Origin of the sequence: Microbacterium testaceum (genome assembly GCF_020781835.1) — a bacterium.
Classification (GTDB): Bacteria; Actinomycetota; Actinomycetes; order Actinomycetales; family Microbacteriaceae; genus Microbacterium; species Microbacterium testaceum_H.
The window spans coordinates 293,075-310,271 of sequence record NZ_JAJGNJ010000003.1; the positions used below are offsets into that span (position 1 = coordinate 293,075).

General features: G+C 65.7%; 27 protein-coding genes. 3 read left to right on the forward strand and 24 right to left on the reverse strand.

The features are described from left to right. Positions 1-81 precede the first annotated feature (81 nt). The 21 genes from rplO to LL239_RS06380 all read right to left on the reverse strand — a co-directional run bounded on the left by rplO (position 82) and on the right by LL239_RS06380 (position 10,230). Positions 82-618, reverse strand: coding sequence for a 50S ribosomal protein L15 (rplO, locus tag LL239_RS06280; RefSeq protein WP_228162596.1), 537 nt, complete (start codon positions 616-618; stop codon positions 82-84). Then, positions 618-803, reverse strand: coding sequence for a 50S ribosomal protein L30 (gene rpmD, locus LL239_RS06285; RefSeq protein ID WP_013583998.1), 186 nt, complete (start codon positions 801-803; stop codon positions 618-620). Before rpmD ends, rplO begins: the two co-directional genes overlap by 1 nt. Further along, entirely contained in the window at positions 803-1,483 is a 681-nt protein-coding gene (rpsE, locus tag LL239_RS06290) for a 30S ribosomal protein S5 (RefSeq protein WP_022877829.1), read from the reverse strand. The genes rpmD and rpsE overlap by 1 nt, the downstream gene beginning before the upstream one ends. Continuing rightward, positions 1,480-1,839 (reverse strand): 50S ribosomal protein L18, encoded by a 360-nt coding sequence (rplR, locus tag LL239_RS06295; protein ID WP_022877830.1) that lies wholly within the window; start codon positions 1,837-1,839, stop codon positions 1,480-1,482. The genes rpsE and rplR overlap by 4 nt, the downstream gene beginning before the upstream one ends. Positions 1,840-1,841: 2 nt before the next feature. Continuing rightward, the gene (rplF, locus tag LL239_RS06300) at positions 1,842-2,378 is read right to left on the reverse strand and encodes a 50S ribosomal protein L6 (RefSeq protein ID WP_228162598.1); all 537 of its coding nucleotides are present in this window, start codon (positions 2,376-2,378) and stop codon (positions 1,842-1,844) included. 6 nt (positions 2,379-2,384) lie between these two features. Further along, complete coding sequence (gene rpsH / locus LL239_RS06305; RefSeq protein ID WP_228162599.1) at positions 2,385-2,783, reverse strand: 30S ribosomal protein S8; 399 nt, start codon at positions 2,781-2,783, stop codon at positions 2,385-2,387. A gap of 92 nt (positions 2,784-2,875) precedes the next feature. Beyond that, positions 2,876-3,466: a 50S ribosomal protein L5 gene (gene rplE / locus LL239_RS06310; RefSeq protein ID WP_228162600.1), complete on the reverse strand. Its 591-nt coding sequence runs from the start codon at positions 3,464-3,466 to the stop codon at positions 2,876-2,878. Positions 3,467-3,468: 2 nt separating this feature from the next. Then, positions 3,469-3,828, reverse strand: a complete 360-nt coding sequence (gene rplX, locus LL239_RS06315) for a 50S ribosomal protein L24 (protein WP_228162601.1) — start codon at positions 3,826-3,828, stop codon at positions 3,469-3,471. Between the two features lie 2 nt (positions 3,829-3,830). Then, complete coding sequence (rplN, locus tag LL239_RS06320; RefSeq protein ID WP_013584005.1) at positions 3,831-4,199, reverse strand: 50S ribosomal protein L14; 369 nt, start codon at positions 4,197-4,199, stop codon at positions 3,831-3,833. Between the two features lie 34 nt (positions 4,200-4,233). Next, the gene (rpsQ, locus tag LL239_RS06325) at positions 4,234-4,566 is read right to left on the reverse strand and encodes a 30S ribosomal protein S17 (RefSeq protein ID WP_022877835.1); all 333 of its coding nucleotides are present in this window, start codon (positions 4,564-4,566) and stop codon (positions 4,234-4,236) included. Next, a complete protein-coding gene (rpmC, locus tag LL239_RS06330; protein ID WP_013584007.1) occupies positions 4,566-4,877 on the reverse strand; it encodes a 50S ribosomal protein L29 in 312 nt (103 codons plus the stop codon). The genes rpsQ and rpmC overlap by 1 nt, the downstream gene beginning before the upstream one ends. Continuing rightward, positions 4,877-5,296: a 50S ribosomal protein L16 gene (gene rplP, locus LL239_RS06335; RefSeq protein WP_022877836.1), complete on the reverse strand. Its 420-nt coding sequence runs from the start codon at positions 5,294-5,296 to the stop codon at positions 4,877-4,879. The genes rpmC and rplP overlap by 1 nt, the downstream gene beginning before the upstream one ends. Beyond that, positions 5,296-6,054, reverse strand: a complete 759-nt coding sequence (gene rpsC, locus LL239_RS06340; protein ID WP_058230882.1) for a 30S ribosomal protein S3 — start codon at positions 6,052-6,054, stop codon at positions 5,296-5,298. The genes rplP and rpsC overlap by 1 nt, the downstream gene beginning before the upstream one ends. Beyond that, entirely contained in the window at positions 6,054-6,452 is a 399-nt protein-coding gene (gene rplV, locus LL239_RS06345) for a 50S ribosomal protein L22 (protein WP_058623970.1), read from the reverse strand. Before rplV ends, rpsC begins: the two co-directional genes overlap by 1 nt. Positions 6,453-6,477: 25 nt before the next feature. Further along, complete coding sequence (rpsS, locus tag LL239_RS06350; protein ID WP_022878257.1) at positions 6,478-6,759, reverse strand: 30S ribosomal protein S19; 282 nt, start codon at positions 6,757-6,759, stop codon at positions 6,478-6,480. Between the two features lie 12 nt (positions 6,760-6,771). Further along, entirely contained in the window at positions 6,772-7,611 is an 840-nt protein-coding gene (gene rplB, locus LL239_RS06355) for a 50S ribosomal protein L2 (RefSeq protein ID WP_228162602.1), read from the reverse strand. A gap of 24 nt (positions 7,612-7,635) precedes the next feature. Then, complete coding sequence (gene rplW / locus LL239_RS06360) at positions 7,636-7,935, reverse strand: 50S ribosomal protein L23 (protein WP_022878259.1); 300 nt, start codon at positions 7,933-7,935, stop codon at positions 7,636-7,638. Then, positions 7,932-8,594 carry a 50S ribosomal protein L4 gene (rplD, locus tag LL239_RS06365; protein ID WP_228162603.1) on the reverse strand — a complete coding sequence of 221 codons (663 nt, stop codon included), beginning with the start codon at positions 8,592-8,594 and terminating at the stop codon, positions 7,932-7,934. The genes rplW and rplD overlap by 4 nt, the downstream gene beginning before the upstream one ends. Before the next feature lie 4 nt (positions 8,595-8,598). After that, positions 8,599-9,258: a 50S ribosomal protein L3 gene (rplC, locus tag LL239_RS06370; RefSeq protein WP_022878261.1), complete on the reverse strand. Its 660-nt coding sequence runs from the start codon at positions 9,256-9,258 to the stop codon at positions 8,599-8,601. Between the two features lie 8 nt (positions 9,259-9,266). Next, on the reverse strand, positions 9,267-9,575 hold the full coding sequence (gene rpsJ / locus LL239_RS06375; RefSeq protein WP_013584016.1) for a 30S ribosomal protein S10: 309 nt from the start codon (positions 9,573-9,575) through the stop codon (positions 9,267-9,269). 439 nt (positions 9,576-10,014) lie between these two features. Continuing rightward, positions 10,015-10,230, reverse strand: a complete 216-nt coding sequence (locus tag LL239_RS06380; protein ID WP_228162604.1) for an Rv0909 family putative TA system antitoxin — start codon at positions 10,228-10,230, stop codon at positions 10,015-10,017. Positions 10,231-10,615: 385 nt separating this feature from the next. On the opposite strand from LL239_RS06380, the gene LL239_RS06385 reads away from it, so the two are divergent. From LL239_RS06385 to LL239_RS18020, 3 genes are all read left to right on the forward strand, one after another. Continuing rightward, positions 10,616-10,903 (forward strand): DUF732 domain-containing protein, encoded by a 288-nt coding sequence (locus LL239_RS06385; protein ID WP_228162605.1) that lies wholly within the window; start codon positions 10,616-10,618, stop codon positions 10,901-10,903. 369 nt (positions 10,904-11,272) lie between these two features. Further along, the gene (locus LL239_RS06390) at positions 11,273-13,132 is read left to right on the forward strand and encodes a hypothetical protein (protein ID WP_374197615.1); all 1,860 of its coding nucleotides are present in this window, start codon (positions 11,273-11,275) and stop codon (positions 13,130-13,132) included. A 31-nt stretch (positions 13,133-13,163) separates the two neighbouring features. Further along, positions 13,164-14,216, forward strand: coding sequence for a glycosyltransferase (locus LL239_RS18020; protein ID WP_228162607.1), 1,053 nt, complete (start codon positions 13,164-13,166; stop codon positions 14,214-14,216). On the opposite strand, the gene LL239_RS06400 is transcribed toward LL239_RS18020, so the two are convergent. From LL239_RS06400 to LL239_RS06410, 3 genes are read right to left on the reverse strand one after another with little or no spacing between them, the layout of a single operon-like run. Next, positions 14,213-15,262: a hypothetical protein gene (locus tag LL239_RS06400; protein ID WP_228162609.1), complete on the reverse strand. Its 1,050-nt coding sequence runs from the start codon at positions 15,260-15,262 to the stop codon at positions 14,213-14,215. The genes LL239_RS18020 and LL239_RS06400 overlap by 4 nt on opposite strands. Further along, complete coding sequence (locus LL239_RS06405; protein ID WP_228162611.1) at positions 15,259-16,164, reverse strand: glycosyltransferase family 2 protein; 906 nt, start codon at positions 16,162-16,164, stop codon at positions 15,259-15,261. Before LL239_RS06405 ends, LL239_RS06400 begins: the two co-directional genes overlap by 4 nt. Further along, positions 16,151-16,870, reverse strand: coding sequence for a glycosyltransferase (locus tag LL239_RS06410; protein ID WP_228162612.1), 720 nt, complete (start codon positions 16,868-16,870; stop codon positions 16,151-16,153). Before LL239_RS06410 ends, LL239_RS06405 begins: the two co-directional genes overlap by 14 nt. Positions 16,871-17,197 lie beyond the last annotated feature (327 nt).

The window sequence follows — 17,197 nt, forward strand, 5'->3', positions numbered from 1 at the left end:
GCAGCGAGGCGCACACGGAATCAGACTAACCCAGAAGGGGCCGACGGCCACACGGCCGCCGGCCCCTCGCCGGGTGCGACGTCAGTTGACGGAGCCGCCCGCTGCGACGATCTTCTGCTCCGCGGAGCCGGAGACCTTGTCGACCGAGACGTTCAGCGCGACCGAGATGTCGCCGGTGCCGAGCACCTTGACCTTCTCGTTCTTGCGCACGGCGCCCTTGGCGACCAGGTCGACGACGGTCACGTCGCCGCCCTGGGGGTAGAGCTCAGCCAGCTTGTCGAGGTTGACGACCTGGTACTCGACCCGGAACGGGTTCTTGAAGCCGCGGAGCTTCGGGGTGCGCATGTGCAGCGGCATCTGCCCACCCTCGAAGCCGACCTTGACCTGGTAGCGGGCCTTGGTGCCCTTGGTACCACGACCGGCGGTCTTACCCTTGGAGCCCTCACCGCGACCCACACGGGTCTTCGCGGTGTGAGCGCCGGGGACGGGACGCAGGTGGTGGACCTTCAGCACGCCGGGGCGCGCCGCGGGGGCGGCTTCCTTCTTGGCGGCCGTCTTACGGGCCGGAGCCTTCTTCGGGGCGTCGACCGTGGCGGTCTCGTCCTTCTTGTCAGCCATTAGTCGATCTCCTCAACCTTGACGAGGTGGGCGACGGTCTTGACGTAGCCGCGCGTCTGCGCGTCGTCGGGGCGGACGACCGAGTCGCCGATCCGCTTCAGACCGAGCGAGCGCAGCGTGTCGCGCTGGTTCTGCTTCTCGCTCACCTTGGACTTGATCTGCGTGACCTTCAGACGCTCGGCCATCAGGCACCTACCTTCTGAGCGGCGGCCTCGGCGCGCACGAGGCGGGCCGGGGCGACCTGGTCGAACTCCAGACCGCGGCGGGCGGCCACGGCGCGGGGCTCCTCGAGCGACTTCAGAGCCTCGACGGTCGCGTGCACGATGTTGATCGTGTTCGACGAGCCGAGCGACTTCGAAAGGACATCGTGGATGCCGGCGCACTCGAGGACGGCGCGGACGGGACCACCGGCGATAACACCGGTACCGGCGGCGGCGGGGCGCAGGAGCACCACACCGGCGGCAGCCTCACCCTGGACGGGGTGCGGGATGGTCGAGCCGGAACGGGGAACGCGGAAGAAGTTGCGCTTGGCCTCTTCGACGCCCTTCGAGATGGCGAGGGGCACTTCGCGGGCCTTGCCGTAACCGACGCCCACGACACCGTTGCCATCGCCCACGACGACGAGCGCCGTGAAGCTGAAGCGACGACCGCCCTTGACCACCTTCGAGACACGGTTGATCGTCACGACGCGCTCGAGGAACTGGCTCTCGTTGCGGTCGCGCGAACCACGGTCACGCTGGTTGGCGTTGCGCTCGCGTCCGCCGCGACGCGGCTCGCGCTCGCGCTCGGCGGGTGCCTGGGACCCAGCCGCACCCTCAGTCGGTGCAGTCTGCTCGGTCACTTCGGTCTCCTTGTTGTCACTCACAGGTTCAGCCCTCCTTCGCGGGCGCCTTCGGCGATCGCGGCGACACGACCGGCATAACGGTTGCCGCCGCGGTCGAACACGACGTCCGAGAAGCCGGCGGCCTTGGCACGCTCGGCGACGAGCTCGCCAACCTTGCGGGCCTTGGCGGTCTTGTCACCGTCGAACGAACGCAGGTCGACCTCGAGCGTCGAGGCCGACGCCACGGTGTGGCCCTTGCTGTCGTCGACCAGCTGGACGAAGACGTGGCGGGCCGAACGCGTCACGACGAGACGGGGACGGAGCTCCGTACCCACGACCTTCTTGCGCAGACGAGCGTGGCGACGCGCGCGGGCGGCGGACTTTGTCTTGATAGCCATGGCTACTTACCACTCTTTCCGGCCTTGCGGCGCACAACCTCGCCCGCGTACCGCACACCCTTGCCCTTGTAGGGCTCGGGCTTGCGGATCTTGCGGATGTTGGCGGCGGCCTCGCCGACGGCCTGCTTGTCGATGCCGCTCACGGTGAGCTTGTTGTTGCCTTCGACCGTGAGGGTGATGCCCGCGGGCGGGTCGATCAGGACGGGGTGCGAGAAGCCCAGGGCGAACTCGACCGAGCTGCCCTTCTGGGCCACGCGGTAACCCGTGCCGACGACCTCGAGGCCCTTGGAGTAGCCCTGGGTGACACCGATGATGTTGTTGTTGATGAGCGTGCGGGTCAGGCCGTGGAGCGACCGCGACTCGCGCTCGTCGTCGGGGCGGGTGACGAGAACCTGGTTCTCCTCGACCGACACCTCGAGGGGGGATGCCACGGTGAGCGTGAGCTCGCCCTTGGGTCCCTTGACGGCGACCTCCCGGCCGTTCACCGTGACGGTGACACCGGCGGGGATGTCGATGGGAAGACGTCCGATACGCGACATGTCAGATCACCACACGTAGGCGAGGACTTCCCCGCCGACGCCCTTCTGCTCGGCCTGACGGTCGGTGAGGAGACCGGAGGAGGTGGACAGGATGGCCACGCCCAGGCCGCCGAGGACCGTGGGGACCTCGGTGGACTTCGCGTAGACGCGGAGGCCGGGCTTGGAGACGCGCTTGATGCCGGCGATCGACCGCTCGCGGTTCGGGCCGTACTTCAGCGTCATGGTGAGGGTCTGGCCGACGCGGGCGTCCGAAACGGACCAGTCGGCGATGTAACCCTCCTGCTTGAGGATTTCGGCGATGTGCGTCTTGAGCTTGGAGCTCGGCAGCGACACGGTGTCGTGGTGCGCCGAGTTCGCGTTGCGCAGACGGGTCAGCATGTCTGCGACCGGGTCTGTCATCGTCATGTGTTGCTTCTTTCGATCATGAGGTTTCGACTGCCGTTACACGACAGGCGACCTTCGATGAGAGGCCCCCGGGATCCCGGGGGCCCGGGGGCTCAGGCCTGAGCGTCGTCCGACTGGAAGGGGAAGCCGAGCTGACGGAGCAGCGAGCGACCTTCGTCGTCGGTCTTGGCGGTGGTGACGATGGTGATGTCGAAGCCACGCACGCGGTCGATGCGGTCCTGATCGATCTCGTGGAACACCGACTGCTCCTGGAGACCGAAGGTGTAGTTGCCGTGACCGTCGAACTGCTTGGCCGACAGTCCGCGGAAGTCGCGGATGCGGGGCAGAGCGAGGTTGACGAGGCGGTCGATGAACTCCCACGCACGGTCGCCGCGGAGGGTGACGTGCGCACCGATGGCCTGACCCTCGCGCAGCTTGAACTGCGCGATGGACTTGCGGGCCTTGGTGACGATGGGCTTCTGACCGGTGATCTTGGTGAGGTCGTCGACCGCACCATCGATCACCTTGCTGTCGCGAGCGGCCTCGCCGACACCGGTGTTCACGACGACCTTGACCAGGCCGGGGATCTGCATGACGTTGGCGTAGCCGAACTCGTCCTGCAGAGCCTTCTTGATCTCGGTGTTGTACTTCTGCTTCAGGCGGGGCTGGATCTTGCCAGCCTCCGCGGCAGTCACGGTGCTCATATTCAGAGGTCCTTGCCTGACTTCTTCGCGTAGCGCACCCGGACGGTGCGCTTGACGCCGTCCTTGACCTGCTCCTCAACGCGGTGACCGACACGGGTCGGCTTCTTGGTCGAGGGGTCGACGAGCGCGACGTTGGAGATGTGGATCGGGGCTTCGAACGTCTCGATGCCACCGGTCTTGGTGCCGCGCTGGGACTGGCCGACGCGGTTGTGCTTGGTGACGTAGTTCACGCCCTCGACGATGACGCGGTTCTGCTCGGTGAGGACCTCGAGGACCTTACCCTGCTTGCCGCGGTCTCCGCCGCGCTCGGGCCTGGCGCCCGAGATGACCTGAACCAGGTCGCCCTTCTTGATCTTCGCCATGATCAGATGACCTCCGGGGCGAGCGAGACGATCTTCATGAACTTCTTGTCGCGAAGCTCACGACCGACCGGACCGAAGATGCGGGTGCCGCGGGGCTCCCCGTCGTTCTTCAGGATCACGGCGGCGTTCTCGTCGAACTTGATGTACGAGCCGTCGGGACGACGGGTCTGCTTGACCACACGGACGACGACGGCCTTGACCACGTCGCCCTTCTTGACGTTTCCACCGGGGATCGCGTCCTTGACCGTGGCGACGATGACGTCGCCCAGGCCCGCGTACCGGCGGTTGGAGCCGCCGAGGACACGGATGGTCAGCAGCTCCTTGGCGCCGGTGTTGTCGGCGACCTTCAGCCGGGATTCGTTCTGAATCACTTGTTACTCCTTGGGTTCCAAGCAGCCGCGAGGCTTACTTGGCCTTCTCGAGGATCTCGACCAGGCGCCAGCGCTTGGTGGCGCTCAGCGGACGGGTCTCGTTGATGACGACCAGGTCGCCGATGCCGGCCGAGTTCGTCTCGTCGTGGGCCTTGACCTTCGACGTGCGGCGGATGACCTTGCCGTAGAGCGGGTGCTTCACGCGGTCTTCGACCTCGACGACGATCGTCTTGTCCATCTTGTCGCTGACGACGTAGCCGCGACGCGCCTTGCGGTAACCGCGGGCGTTCTCATCGCGCACGTCGTTGGCGGCGTGCTCGTGGCCGGCGACCTGCGCCTCGGCCTCTGCCTTCTTCGCGGTAGCCATTACTCCGCCTCTTCCTTCGCGGCGTCGTCAGCGGCATCCGCCTTCTTCGCCTTGCTCTTCTTCGCCTTCGTCGCCTCGACCGGGGCCGGCGTGGCGCGGATGCCGAGCTCGCGCTCGCGGATCACGGTGTACAGCCGCGCGATGTCGCGCTTGACCGCGCGGATGCGGCCGTGGCTCTCGAGCTGGCCGGTGGCCGACTGGAAGCGCAGGTTGAACAGCTCTTCCTTGGCCTTGCGCAGCTCCTCGACGAGGCGCTGGTCTTCGAACGTGTCGAGCTCGCTCGGGGCGAGCTGCTTGGTGCCGATCGCCATTACGCGTCGCCCTCCTCGCGCTTGATGATGCGTGCCTTCAAAGGCAGCTTGTGGATGGCTCGGGTGAGGGCCTCACGAGCGAGCTGCTCGTTCACGCCCGCGACCTCGAAGAGGACCCGACCCGGCTTGACGTTTGCGACCCACCACTCGGGGGAACCCTTACCGGAACCCATGCGGGTTTCGGCCGGCTTCTTGGTGAGGGGACGGTCGGGGTAGATGTTGATCCACACCTTTCCACCACGCTTGATGTGACGGGTCATCGCGATACGAGCGGACTCGATCTGACGGTTCGTCACGTAAGCGGGGGTGAGCGCCTGGATGCCGAACTCACCGAACGACACCTGGGTGCCACCGGTGGCCTGACCCGAGCGGCCGGGGTGGTGCTGCTTGCGGTACTTGACCTTGCGGGGGATGAGCATTACGCCGACGCTCCTTCTGCCACGGGGGCCTCATTGCGAGGGCCACGACGACGGTCGCCGCCGCGGTCGTCACGACCGCGCGACTTCGGGGCGTTGGCCTGCTCGCGGGCGAGCTCCTTGTTGGTGAGGTCGCCCTTGTAGATCCAGACCTTCACGCCGATGCGGCCGAAGGTCGTCTTGGCCTCGTAGAAGCCGTAGTCGATGTTCGCGCGCAGGGTGTGCAGGGGCACACGGCCTTCGCGGTAGAACTCGGAGCGGCTCATCTCGGCACCGCCGAGGCGGCCCGACACCTGGATGCGGACACCCTTGGCGCCGGCGCGCTGCGCGCCCTGCAGGCCCTTGCGCATCGCGCGGCGGAAGGCCACGCGGGCGGAGAGCTGCTCGGCGACGCCCTGGGCGACCAGCTGAGCGTCGGCCTCGGGGTTCTTCACCTCGAGGATGTTCAGCTGGATCTGCTTGCCGGTGAGCTTCTCGAGGTCGGCGCGGATGCGCTCGGCCTCGGCGCCGCGGCGACCGATCACGATGCCCGGGCGGGCGGTGTGGATGTCGACGCGGACGCGGTCACGCGTGCGCTCGATCTCGATGTTGCTGACGCCCGCGCGGTCGAGCGAGGTGGTCAGCAGGCGACGGATCTTGATGTCCTCGGCGAGGTAGTCGGCGTAGCGCTGTCCGGGCTTCGTCGAGTCGGAGAACCACCGCGACACGTGGTCGGTGGTGATGCCGAGGCGGAAGCCGTACGGGTTGACCTTCTGTCCCATTACTTGCTCGCCTTCTTGTTGGCGCGAGCCGGGGCCGCAGCAGCGTCTTCCGGCGTCGCGAGCACGACCGTGATGTGGCTCGTGCGCTTCTTGATCTGGAAGGCGCGACCCTGTGCGCGGGGCTGGAAACGCTTGAGCGTCGTGCCCTCGTCGACGTACGCGTTCTTCACGTACAGGTCAGCGTCATCCAGGTACTCGTTCGTCTTGTCGGCAGTGACGCGAGCGTTCGCGATCGCCGAGGCGACGAGCTTGTAGATCGGCTCGCTCGCGCCCTGCGGCGCGAACTTCAGGATAGCGAGGGCCTCTTCGGCCTGCTTTCCCTTGATGAGAGCGACGACACGACGAGCCTTCTGAGGGGTCACGCGGATGTGTCGCACGCGTGCGATGGACTCCACCATTTCTCTCTCCTCTTACGCCCCCGCGTCAGCGGCGGCGGCCCTTCTTGTCGTCCTTCACGTGGCCGCGGAAGGTGCGGGTGGGCGAGAACTCGCCCAGCTTGTGGCCGACCATGGTCTCGGTCACGAACACGGGGATGTGCTTGCGACCGTCGTGCACGGCGATGGTGTGTCCCAGCATGGCGGGGATGATCATCGACCGGCGCGACCAGGTCTTGATGACGTTCTTGGTGCCGGCTTCGTTCTGCGAGACGACCTTGCGAAGCAGGTGCTCGTCGACGAAGGGGCCCTTCTTAAGGCTGCGAGGCATCTTCCTCTACTCCTACTTGCGCTTCTTGCCGGCGGTGCGACGGCGGACGATCAGCTTGTCGCTTTCCTTGTTCGCGTGGCGGGTGCGGCCCTCGGCCTTACCCCACGGCGAAACGGGGTGACGACCACCGGACGTCTTGCCCTCACCACCACCGTGCGGGTGGTCGACCGGGTTCATCGCGACACCGCGGACGGTCGGGCGGACGCCCTTCCAGCGCTTGCGGCCGGCCTTGCCCCAGTTGATGTTCGACTGCTCGGCGTTGCCGACCTCGCCGATCGTCGCGCGGCAGCGGACGTCGACGTTGCGGATCTCGCCCGAGGGCAGACGCAGCTGCGCGTAGGGGCCGTCCTTGGCGACCAGACGCACGGAGGCGCCGGCCGAACGGGCCATCTTCGCGCCGCCACCGGGACGCAGCTCGATCGCGTGGATCACGGTACCGGTGGGGATGTTGCGCAGCGGCAGGTTGTTGCCGGGCTTGATGTCGGCGCCCGAACCGGACTCGACGATGTCGCCCTGCTGCAGCTTGTTGGGGGCGAGGATGTAGCGCTTCTCGCCGTCCTTGTAGTGCAGGAGCGCGATGCGCGCGGTGCGGTTGGGGTCGTACTCGATGTGAGCGACCTTGGCGTCGATGCCGTCCTTGTCGTTACGACGGAAGTCGATCAGACGGTACTGGCGCTTGTGACCGCCACCGATGTGACGCGTCGTGATGCGGCCCTGGTTGTTGCGGCCACCGGTCTTCGACAGCGGGCGCAGCAGCGACTTCTCGGGCGTCGATCGCGTGATCTCGGCGAAGTCGGCCACCGACGAGCCGCGGCGACCGGGCGTCGTGGGCTTGTACTTGCGAATAGCCATTGTTCTTGTCCTCTATCCCGACCGTCAGCCGACTGCCGTGAAGATGTCGATGGTGCCCGACTTGAGGCTGACGATCGCGCGCTTGGTGTCCTTGCGCTTGCCGATGCCGAAGCGGGTGCGACGGGCCTTGCCCACGCGGTTGATCGTGTTGACCGAGGCGACCTTGACGCCGAAGATCTTCTCGATGGCGAGCTTGATCTCGGTCTTCGAGGCGCGGGGGTCCACGAGGAACGTGTACTTGCCCTCGTCGATGAGCGAGTAGCTCTTCTCGGAGACGACCGGCTTCAGGATGATGTCGCGCGGGTCCTTGTTGACGGCGGTCATGCCGAGACCTCCTCGGTGGCGCCGGACTTCGACGCGACGAATGCGTCGTAGGCGGCCTTGGTGAAGACGATGTCGTCGGAGACGAGCACGTCGTAGGCGTTCAGCTGGCCGTAGGTCAGCACGTGGACGTACGCGAGGTTGCGCACGCTCTTCACGGTCAGCTCGTCGTCGCGGTCGATGACCACGAGAACGTTCTTGACCGCGCCGAAACCGTTCAGAACCGCAGCAGCGGCCTTGGTCGACGGAGCACCCTCGATGCCGAACGACTCCACGACGTGGAGGCGCTCACCGCGAGCGCGGTCGCTCAGTGCGCCCAGGAGGGCGGCGGCGATCATCTTCTTGGGGGTGCGCTGGCCGTAGTCACGCGGCTTCGGGCCGTGGACGATGCCACCGCCGGTCATGTGCGGCGCACGGATCGAGCCCTGACGGGCGTTACCCGTGCCCTTCTGCTTGAAGGGCTTGCGGCCGGCGCCGGAGACCTCGCCACGACGCTTGGTCGAGTGCGTGCCCTGGCGGGCGGCGGCGCGCTGGGCGACGACGACCTGGTGGATCAGCGGGATGTTCGTCTTGACGTCGAAGATCGCGGCGGGCAGCTCCACGGAGCCGGCCTTCTTGCCGTCGGACTTGCGAACGTCGAGCGCGAGAGTCGAGTCAGCCATGAGATCAGGCACCCTTCACTGCGTTGCGGACGTAGACGATGCGGCCGCGCGCACCGGGGACGGCGCCCTTGACGAGCAGCAGACCCTTCTCGGCGTCGACGGCGTGCACCGTGAGGTTGAGGACGGTCACGCGCTCGCCACCCATACGGCCGGCCATGCGCATGCCCTTGAAGACGCGGCTCGGGGTCGACGAGGCGCCGATCGAGCCGGGCTTGCGGTGGTTGCGGTGCGCACCGTGCGAAGCGGAGACGCCCTTGAAGTTGTGACGCTTCATGACACCGGCGGTGCCCTTGCCCTTGCTGGTGCCGACGACGTCGACCAGCTGGCCGGCCTCGAACAGGCCGTCCACGGTGAGCTCCTGACCGAGTGAGTAGTCAGCGGCATCCGCGGTGCGGACCTCGGTGAGGTGACGACGCGGGGTGACGCCCGCGGCCTCGAAGTGGGCCGTCAGGGGCTTGTTCACCTTGCGGGGGTCGATCTGGCCGTAGCCGATCTGAACGGCGTTGTAGCCGTCCTTCTCGACCGAGCGGAGCTGGGTCACGACGTTGGGCGCGACCTCGATGACGGTGACGGGAACGAGCTTGCCGTTCTCGTCCCACACCTGGGTCATGCCGAGCTTGGTGCCGAGGAGGCCCTTGGAGATCTTGGAGTTGATGTCAGCCATGTCGAACCTCAGAGCTTGATCTCGATGTTGACATCGGCCGGGAGGTCGAGACGCATCAGCGAGTCGACGGCCTTGGGCGTCGGGTCGATGATGTCGATGAGGCGCTTGTGGGTGCGCATCTCGAAGTGCTCGCGGCTGTCCTTGTACTTGTGGGGCGACCGGATGACGCACACGACGTTCTTCTCGGTCGGCAGGGGAACCGGGCCCACCACGGTGGCGCCGGCACGGGTCACGGTGTCGACGATCTTGCGCGCGGACGAGTCCAGTCCGGCGTGGTCGTACGACTTCAGGCGAATGCGGATCTTCTGTCCCGCCATTGTCTGCTCACTCTCTTTCTCGCGTCTTACCCGACCAAGGGCATCGGACGCACGGTGGCGCTCTCGCGCCCTGGCACTTCCCCTCGCTTGCGCGAGAGATGCTGCACCGCTGTTCAGCTGTCAAACCGGATGCCATGGCATCCGGCCCGCCCCTCGCACGCACGCGTGCGAATCCGGTGAAGGAAGAGGGGGTTCGGTGTGTGTTCTGCTGCCCGCGGCCCAGGACCCTGCGCTCACGCGCCGCCTGTGCACTGCCCTGGCAGTGATCCTGGCGCGCGCTCAGCGCACGCCGGAATGTGGAACCTGGATAGTCTACGGGCCACTCGGGCGTGTCGCAAACCCGGGCGTGTCGCGTGCGGCATATCCTCAGCCCTCGCCTGCACAACGCAACGGCGCCGCTCCGGATTCCCGGGAGCGGCGCCGTGTACGAGCGGGCGCGTCAGGCGTTGCCGATGTTCTTGTCCACGTTCTCGCGCACCTGATCGACCTTCGCGTGGTGCTCGGCCGGGACGACCTTCTTGATCGCGTCCGCGGCGCCGTCGAGGACCTTGTCGCTGACGTCTTCGGCCTTCTCGCTCTTGAGGGCCTCCTCGATCTTGTCGCGGTTCTGGTCGAGCAGCTGCTTGCCCTTGTTGATGATGTCGTCGACTCCCATGTGCGTCTCCCTCGCTCGTCTTGGCCGCGGCGGGGCCGCGCGCTGCATCCATTCTGCCGAACGTCGTGAATGCAGGAACTTCGAAAGACGACGCTGACCGAGGGGTCAGGATGTCATAGGGTCAACCTTCAATTGGCCCATACTCTTGCGCGTTCTGTCTTGATATCGGTCGCGCGCACGGTCAAAGCTACTGGGGAGATGTTCGAGCTGTGAGGATGATGGCGACGCAATGAGGACGATGATCGCAGCGCTTGGTGCGTCAGGACTCTTGCTCATGTGCACGAGTTGCACAGCCCCTGACGAGGGCGCCACCCGATCGAACGGCGCCAGCGTCTCCTCCTCGCACGCAGCTTCGCCACGAGACTCGAATCCTGTTGAGAGCCCCATGGTCGATCTACCCAATGAGGCGCAGCCCGTCACGCCAGAGACAGATGCGGAGTTGGCTATCGGCCCCGAAGAGGCGTATCTGGATGCTCTTCGCGAGAACTGGCAGGGAGACGGAGTCCCAGAATCGACGTGGATAGAACTCGGAAACAACGCATGCTCGGAATTCGAAGGCGGCAAGCCAGCGGATGAGATCTATGTCATGACCGAAGACTCCGACGCGTCACGATCCAACAACGTCCTCGTGGTCACAGAAGCTCACAAGAATTTGTGTCCGCAGCTCGGCTGACGAGTCCAGTGCCCCGCCGGCGCTCTGGCTCACACGTGTCCCACCACAAGAAGCACCTTGTTCACCGCGCACGATGAAGGACTCCGAATGACTCCCCCCGCATCTCTGCCTGATGGCGCCCCTCGCGCAACTCATTCCAGACGAGGCGTACTGGCCGCCGGCGTGGCGGCCGCTGGAGGTTGGGGGGCAGGCGCGCTCATGCTGCCCTCGAAAGCGAGTGCAGTCGATACGCCCGTTTCATCAGAGGTAGTCGACCAGATCGCGATCGTGGCGACCCCTGAGAGATTCCCGGGCCTCGACCCTACGGGGGGCGCTGATTCCGCCCCCGCGCTGGAGGCTGCCATCAGGGCGTGCCCAGAAGGCGGCACCGTGATCGTTCCTGCAGGAACGTACCGGCTCGCATCGACTCTGTCGAACGAGGGGAAGAGCGTCACACTGATCGGCCACGAGGCCACGCTCGTCCGTGCGAATGCCACGGCGTCGGCTGTCCTCCTGACAGGCGCCTACGACGATCCACTCCGAGTCACATCCATCACTCCCGTGTCGGTCGAGCTGGGGGGCGGGCAACAGCCTGGCGTTCAACTTGCGATGTCCACGAGTCCCGGCTGGTCGCGCGGTGACGTTGTCAAGGTGTTCGCCGACGATGAGATTCCTGAGGTGAGACAGGATTCCACCAACAAGTCGCGGGTCGGGGAATTCATGGTCGTCGACCGCGTGTCTGGCAACTCGGCGATCCTCGTCGGCTCCCTGAACGCGACGTACTCGACGAACATCCGAGCAGCCCGCCTACGCGATATTCCCGTGCGCTTCGAAGGCTTCCGGATCGACACGGATCCTGCGGGGCTGTCGGCCGCGTGGGGCGGAACCACGATTGTTGTCTCTGCACTCATGCGGCCTGTTATCCGCGACGTGCACGTGCGCGTCGCTACCGCGACGGCCATCTTGATGCGCGGGTGCTACGCATACGACGTCGAGAACGCACAGATCGATCGCGCAGTCGACGATCCTTCCGCCGGCCAGTTCGGTTACGGGATCCTCGATAACTCAAGCGCCTTCGGGGTTGTGCGCAACCTGCTCGCCCGACGAGTACGGCATGCCTACTCGGATGACACACCCCGCATCGCGACGAACTCGTCGGTGGTGCTGTATGGAGCTACCTACGGGACGCGGATCATCGACTCGGTATGCCATGGCGCATCGGCTGCGGCGTTCGACACACATTCCTGCTCCGAGTTCGTGACTTTCGACAACTGCATCGCGGTCGACTGCCGTGAGGGTTTTTCACTCCGAGGACGCAGACACGCGGTGAAGAGTTGCAGCGCCATCCGATGCACGAGCGGCGCGCAGGTGATCACGGAGTCGAGCGGCGCCGACGCCTCCTGGGGGCACCGCATCACCGACTTCCATGGGGAGGGTCTCACCGGGACCGGCATCCGAATCATCCCGCGAACGTCGTCCTCGCATTCTCAGTACAACCGTCGGGAGACGCGGGAGGTACTGCTGCGGAACATCAACCTGCGGAACTCGGCTATGCCGTTCTTGCAGGTCAACAACGCCGTTGTCGATGCGAACGGGTTCTATGCCGCAGCGCCCGGACGAGTTGACGATGTGGCCAACGGCGCCATCCTCAGCAACAGCTTGGTCCGAGGTCGGGACTGGACGATCGATCTGCAGAACGTCACCTCTGGGTCATCGCTGCGAGGCGTCCAGACCCGGCAAGCGGGTGAGCTGTTCGTCGACGGTATCGAGGTGCGCTGGCGGGACGGCGACGCCAGCCGCGTGCAGGCCGTAGCCGTAGGGGAATCGTCCGTCACGGTCAGCATCCGGAACGCCCGTCTCAGCGAACCACTCTCGACGCCATCGGTGGGGTTTGCACGGGGGTCGACGATCGACTGGACCTCGAAGACCCAGGCTTCCCGCTTCATCACCCGCCGCCAAGACGAGGTGAGCAACAGCGAGACGGTTCGCCTCATCTACCGCGCCGGGGACCCGCAGATCGTCCTCATGTGCATCGTGACCGATGGACGGACCGTGCCTGCGCTGGTGGCAAGCGCGGTCCCCGGACAGATCCTTTACGTCGTGAATTCCGGCGAGAGCAGCGCCACGGTCACGGTCCGCCACGGAGCGGCGTACTTGACGAGTCTGCGGGGCGCGGCGAATCGTCGGATGTCGCCGAACAGCATGATGTCCCTCGTTTGGACAGGGACGATCTGGCAGCAACTCGCCTGAACCGCAATCGTCCGGTGACTACAGTGAACTGGTGACCAGCATTCGCCGCGCACAACCGCACGCTCGCAGCATCGATGTCCTCATGCGCCCTTCGAAGGGCACCAACTCACGCGCGCCGATATACGCCCTGGTCTCTGCTCTGCCCGCAGACATTCGCATCCGGAAGTTCTCCTGGAAACGAGCCCTCCTTGGCCGGTGGGATGTGATCCACCTGCACTGGCCAGAATCGACTATTCGCGCCTCCACTCGATGGCGCCGTTGGGCGAAGTACACGCTGTTCACGCTGCTCCTGTTCCGGATCAAGCTGTTCGGAAAGCCCGCGGTGTGGACCGTGCACAACGAATCCCCGCACGAACGCGGCACCTCGGTCGAGTCACGTCTTCTGACGTGGTGGGAACAGCTCACGACTCGACGCATATATCTCTATCCGTCGGTGACGCCCGATGAAGAAGGAGCGGTCTTCATCCCGTTTGGCGACTACAGCCACGTCGCAGACCAACTGCGCCATCGGCTCGACGTCGACCGCGACCCTCACCGCATGCTCCTATTCGGCCTCCTCCGGCCCTACAAAGGAATCGAACAGCTGCTGGACGCGTTCGAGGAGGTTCACCGCGCCGACGCACGGACGAGCTTGGCTATCATGGGCCGTCCGACCGATCCCGACTACGGACGAGCCGTTCATGAGCTGGCCGCGGCAGCAGCCGGCGGTGTCGAGTTCCGGGCCGAACTGCTGGAGTACGAGGAGCTCGTGCGCGAGATCGGACGAAGCGGATTCGTGGTGCTCCCCTACCGCCGCATGTACAACTCTGGCGCAGCACTCCTGGCATTGAGCTGCGGTACTCCGATCCTGGTCCCGTCGTCGCAAACCATGGACGACCTGCGATCCGAATCCGGCCCCGAGTGGGTTCGGACATACGATGGAGAACTCACCCCGGAGATCCTCGAAGACGCCGTACGACATTTCCAGTCCTCGGAGCGTCTACGCCGAGGCAGGGAGGCGCTGCCGCTTCGTTCCTGGTCAGCGGTCGGCGATCAGTACGGGCACCTCTACCGCGAGATATTCTCGTCTTCGACTTCTCGCTAAGACCTGACGAGCGCAGAGCGCACGCGACGGCCAAGTTCCTCCAGACGGTCACGCGCCGTCGCGGCGGCACCCGTGAGCGCATCGCGACGGTCAGCGATCACATTCGCGCGGTCGACGATAGCGTCCGCGTCGAGCTTGCGGAAATCGAAGGAGACATCATCGATTCCGGCCGCGGCGAAGGTGCGGTCGAGCTTCTCTGACGGACCGCTGGTCGCGCCGACGGGCGCGGCGCCCTCCGTCAGCCCGATGACGAGGGCGTGAAGACGGTCGCTCACGACTACCTCCGTCCTCGCGTAGATGTCCCGGACAACGCGCTCGAATTCATTGTGTGGCCCGCCCGACCACGGAGACAGAAACTCGGCTCCGACGGCGTCAGCGATCATTTGCGACCGTTCCCTGTCCCGAACCACCTGGTTGATGACGACAGGACGCAAACCTCGTCGAGAGCTGAGGAGGCTGATTGCCTCCAGAAATGCCGGCGTGGGCTCGGGACGGTCACCCCTCATGGTGACGACGAGAAGGTCGCGCTCGGCCGCCTTCCCCGACGCCTTCAAGGCGAAGGCCCAGTCGGGCGTGACCTCGCCTGTCCCCGCGTAGTCGCGGCTAGGCAGGTCGCGCCACGTGGCAACCTTACTCAGGCGGGAGACGATGGCGATCTGCCAAGGAAACGAGCCGTGGGGCACACGAAAAGCCATGCCGGTCTGGACCGGCACGCCCCCACGCGCGCGAACCAGCAGTGCTGTGGGAATGTCAGCGAACGCGATCTTGGTGCGCCTGCCATTCAGCTGCACTTCGCCCGCGTTGGTGACGAATGCGATGGGCGCAGTCAATCCTGCTCGAACGGCGGCACGCTGCCACGCGGACCGCGACGTATAGACGTGGTCGGCCCCGCGCAGCCCCAGCCCTGCGGCGTAATCGGAAACTCCGGGACCCACGAGAATGTGACGTTCCAGCTGGGGGTCCAGGAACGCGTCGAGCATTGCTCGTCGCAGGACGGAGTCACCCAGGTTGTCGGCTTGCCCGTGGGCAGCGATGAAGGCCTTCATGATTGATCCTCCTGAGGGCGTCTGTACTCGATCACGACATGACCCCGTGCTGCATCGAGGATCCCCCATCCCCTCATCCAGGTGTTGAGCGAGGAGCTATTCGCCCGCACCCTGCGCACCCTGTCTGACACCAGGCGAATTCCGCCCACGGCCACACGGGCCAGGCCTTCGACCCACGCCCTCGCTCGTTTTCCGTCTTCGACGAGCAAGCGACCGCGGACATTCCCCGTGCGACGCGCGCGTTGCCGCAGCCAGGCGAGAGTCATTCTGCTGAGCGGCACGTCTTCGTAGACGATCGCCTCGTCGCACCAGACGATCTTCCCGCCGGCGTTATGGATGCGATGGAACAGTTGCGAATCGCTGCCCCCGCTCGCCGAGAACCGCTCGTCGAACCGCGGGAGACTCAGGGCATCGATCGAGGACCGTCGCGCGAGGACGTTGTTCGTCGCTGCCTGATCGAACCTTGTGCCCGTGGTGTATCGCGCGCGGCTGAAGAAATTGCCAGCGTGGACCCAATCCGGAGTCTCCGGGGGGAAGACAGAGACCACGGGGCCCCACACGACATCCGCCTCCATGTCAGCCATGCACTTCCGCAACGTCGCGAGCCATGTCGGCGCCGGGTATTCGTCGTCGTCGATGAAGGCGACCAGCGGCTCGAAGCATCGTTCGAGCGCCGCGTTGCGCGCAGCGACGATCCCGGGGGTGGGTTCCCGGATGTACTCGAGGTCGAGGGATGTCGATGCCGCCACAAACTCTGCGGTGCCGTCCGGGTCATTGTCGACGAGGTAAACGCGATAGGGCCCCGCATCAATCTGCCCCTCTAACGCATCCAGGAGCGCTCGCAACTGATCAGGCCGCTGATATGTGGCGACGCAGATCGCGACGGCATCAGACGTGGTCAACGCCGAGCCTATCCAGGAGACCGACGGCCTTGAATCGCCACGTTGTAGCCGGCGGGATGGTTGTCGACTCCCGCGGGACCCGGCTGCCGCGGGCGATGATGGCGGCGAAGACCGCCTCCTGCTCCTCGCGGCTAGCCACGCGGACGCCATCGAGGCCGCGGTCGTTCGCCCCGAGAACCGGGGTCGTGATCACGGGGAGACCGGCCGCGCGATACTCATAGGTCTTGATGACATCGCCCCCAACCTCACCCTCGCCGACGCGGTGGGGAACCCACCCGATGTCGAACGTCTGCAGCAGAGCCGGGACACGATCGTAGTGAACGTCGCCCAGGAGACGGATGTTGGGCTGCGAGCGCAGCGGTGCATCGTACTCCCGATCAAGAATGGGTCCCGCAAAGACGAAGGACACGTCGGGGAATGCCGCCGCAGTCCGCAACACGAGCTCAAGGTCGACGCGCTTGCCGATCTTGCCGACGTATCCGACGGTGATCGGGCCGGACGCAAGCGAGTCAACCGGGAACCTGTCGGGGTCGCATCCGTTCGTCACGAGCTGCGCGTCCGACCTTCCGAATGCCTGCGCCGTCGCCAGCGTCGCCTCGGAGTTCGCCGTGACGATGTCCACCCTGTCGAAAAGACGCTGATAAGCAAGCCTGACCTCGCTGCGGATGACGTCGAACGCGTAGTGATTCGTCCAGTCGTCGAGCATGTCGAATGCGACCTTGCGATCTCGGCTCGCAACGGCGTCCCAGACGTTCGACACGCTGACGAAGGGGTTCCAGATGACTACGGGGACCGAGGACTGCAGATCCTCGCCGCTATAAGAGTCGCGTGATGTCCACCACCATCGCTGCCGCGGGCCCTTCGTCGGGATACGCCAACTCCAGCTGTCCAGCGAACGCGTGTTCCCCGCAAGGGTCCCCGGCTTCCGGAATGGACGGAGAGCCTGCGGCTCAGGTCGAGAGCGCACGACGACGGGTCCACGACCATCGAGGAGTCGGCCGAACCACTCGATGAAGTGACCGTCCCGGGTGCG